Origin of the sequence: Gracilimonas halophila, assembly GCF_042684365.1 — a bacterium.
GTDB classification, from domain to species: domain Bacteria; phylum Bacteroidota; class Rhodothermia; order Balneolales; family Balneolaceae; genus Gracilimonas; species Gracilimonas halophila.
The window spans coordinates 2,501-5,492 of the sequence record NZ_JBHULI010000008.1 but is presented as its reverse complement, the minus strand read 5'-3'; the positions used below and the strand labels follow the sequence as shown (position 1 = coordinate 5,492).

2 tRNA genes and 2 rRNA genes (1 of these 4 only partly in view) are annotated in these 2,992 nt (G+C 52.7%); all 4 read left to right on the top strand.

The features are described from left to right. Nucleotides 1-136 precede the first annotated feature (136 nt). Nucleotides 137-1,660: ribosomal RNA gene (locus tag ACFSVN_RS04905) — 16S ribosomal RNA — on the top strand. 141 nt (nt 1,661-1,801) lie between these two features. Next, nucleotides 1,802-1,875: transfer RNA gene (locus tag ACFSVN_RS04900), tRNA-Ile, on the top strand. A 12-nt stretch (nt 1,876-1,887) separates the two neighbouring features. Continuing rightward, nucleotides 1,888-1,961: transfer RNA gene (locus tag ACFSVN_RS04895), tRNA-Ala, on the top strand. 362 nt (nt 1,962-2,323) lie between these two features. Next, nucleotides 2,324-2,992, top strand: a 23S ribosomal RNA gene (locus ACFSVN_RS04890) (it continues 2,219 nt past the right edge of the window). The 16S and 23S rRNA genes sit together here with 2 tRNA genes alongside, the layout of an rRNA operon.

Sequence of the window (2,992 nt, the reverse complement as noted above, 5' to 3'; positions counted from 1 at the left end):
GTTCTTAGACATAATGAAGTATAGATCAGATTGTTTGTGCGAGCGAGAGCTTGTTCAATTTCTTGATGCAAATTTTTTGCATTTACAAAATGACAAGAGCGTAGGGTCGAGCTCACAGAGTATATATTAGATATTTACAATGGAGAGTTTGATCCTGGCTCAGGACGAACGCTGGCGGCGGGCTTAACACATGCAAGTCGAAGGAGAAGGTAAGTGCTTGCACTTACTGGAGACTGGCGGACGGGTGAGTAACGCGTAGATAACCTGCCTATATCTGGGGGATAACATCTCGAAAGGGGTGCTAATACCGCATAATGCAGCGGGGCCGCATGGCCACAGTTGTTAAAGGTTTCGGCCGGATATAGAGGGGTCTGCGTACTATTAGTTAGTTGGTAAGGTAACGGCTTACCAAGGCGATGATAGTTAGGGGGTCTGAGAGGATGATCCCCCACACTGGGACTGAGACACGGCCCAGACTCCTACGGGAGGCAGCAGTGAGGAATCTTGCGCAATGGGCGAAAGCCTGACGCAGCCACGCCGCGTGCCGGAAGACGGCCCTATGGGTTGTAAACGGCTTTTAAAAGGGAAGAACGCCCGGGTTTCGACCTGGGGTGACGGTACCTTTTGAATAAGCACCGGCTAACTCCGTGCCAGCAGCCGCGGTAATACGGAGGGTGCAAGCGTTGTCCGGAATCATTGGGTGTAAAGGGTGCGTAGGTGGGAGCCTAAGTCTGTGGTGAAATCTTGCCGCTTAACGGTAAAATTGCCATGGATACTGGGTTTCTTGAGTACAGAAGAGGTCGGTGGAATTCGTAGTGTAGCGGTGAAATGCATAGATATTACGAAGAACATCAGTGGCGAAGGCGGCCGGCTGGACTGTAACTGACACTGAGGCACGAAAGCGTGGGGAGCGAACAGGATTAGATACCCTGGTAGTCCACGCTGTAAACGATGCATACTAGTTGTTGGTCCTTTGGGGCCAGTGATGCAGTTAACGCAGTAAGTATGCCACCTGGGGAGTACGTTCGCAAGAATGAAACTCAAAGGAATTGACGGGGGCCCGCACAAGCGGTGGAGCATGTGGCTTAATTCGATGCAACGCGAGGAACCTTACCTGGGCTAAATCTACAGTGTTACCTCCCGAAAAGGAGGGTCCCTTCGGGGCACTATGGAAGGTGCTGCATGGCTGTCGTCAGCTCGTGCCGTGAGGTGTTGGGTTAAGTCCCGCAACGAGCGCAACCCCTGTGGTTAGTTACCAGCACATAATGGTGGGGACTCTAGCCAGACTGCCTACGCAAGTAGTGAGGAAGGTGGGGACGACGTCAAGTCATCATGGCCCTTACGTCCAGGGCTGCACACGTGCTACAATGGATGGTACAATGGGTAGCCACTGCGCGAGCAGGAGCAAATCCACAAAGCCATTCTCAGTTCGGATTGGAGTCTGCAACTCGACTCCATGAAGGTGGAATCGCTAGTAATCGCGTATCAGCAATGACGCGGTGAATACGTTCCCGGGCCTTGTACACACCGCCCGTCAAGCGATGGAAGTCAGGAGTACCTGATGTCGCCTCACCAAGAGGTGCCTAGGGTAAGCCTGGTAACTGGCGCTAAGTCGTAACAAGGTAGCCGTACCGGAAGGTGCGGCTGGATCACCTCCTTTCAAGGAGAGCGTCCCGATTTATCGGGACTACGACGCTACGCACTCGTTCGTGGCAAACAATCTGATCTGTACTTATTATATAGCGGGTGAATACTCGCCGCAGCCGGCGACCAACGCCTGTGCCCATACCCCGCTGGAACGGGGCTTGTAGCTCAGGTGGTTAGAGCGCACGCCTGATAAGCGTGAGGTCGGAGGTTCAAGTCCTCCCAAGCCCACATAATTTATAGGGGGCTATAGCTCAGCTGGCTAGAGCACTGCCTTTGCAAGGCAGGGGTCCAGGGTTCGAATCCCTGTAGCTCCACACGTTTTTTTGAGATATTAGATGTGAGATGAAAGATATGAGAGGCAGTTTGCCCGCAGATCATCTCGGTTCTTTACCAGATTGTTTGAGTTTGAAGCGTTGCCTGTTGGGCGCGCAAGCAAGCAAACACCCTCCGCGCGGAGCGCGGGTTCTTTGACATGATGAAAGCAATAGCAATAGTAAAAGGTCTGATGCGGCATATTTCGATATGCTGCAAAAGATAGTAGGGCATTTGTTCCGATTGGAGCAAGTGTACTACGCCAAGGTAGCCGGGTGAGGTTCGTCCCCATCCGGCCCACAATTAAACCAATAGCATGAATACTTATGTAGGCTGTGCGGCGGAGACGCCGTGCAAGTCATATAATAGAAGCATACTAAGGGCACACGGTGGATGCCTAGGCATACAGAGGCGATGAAGGACGTGTAAAGCTGCGATAAGCTGCGGGGAGCTGCATACGAGCAATGATCCGCGGATGTCCGAATGGGGCAACCCATCCCGATTTATCGGGATACTCCTACGGGAGAGCAAACGAGGAGAACTGAAACATCTAAGTACCCTCAGGAAAAGAAAACAAGTTAGTGATTTCCCAAGTAGCGGCGAGCGAACGGGAAGCAGCCCAAACCGACTTCCTACGGGGAGTCGGGGTAGTAGGACCTGCATAATTGAAGCAAGCTTAAGTCGAAACTGCCTGGAAAGCAGTCCCACAGAAGGTGAAAGGCCTGTAGGCGTACGGCGAGCGGAGAGGCGGGTATCCTGAGTAGCGCGAGGCCGGTGAAACCTTGCGTGAACCAGCCGGCACCATCCGGTAAGGCTAAATACATCTGTATGACCGATAGTGAACCAGTACCGTGAGGGAAAGGTGAAAAGAACGCCGAGAAGGCGAGTGAAATAGTACCTGAAACCGTGTGCTTACAAGCGGTCGGAGTCTCGATTTATCGGGATGACGGCGTGCCTTTTGTATAATGAGCCTACGAGTTGCTCCTGTTGTGCGAGGTTAAGCCCCTAAGGGGTGGAGCCGCAGCGAAAGCGA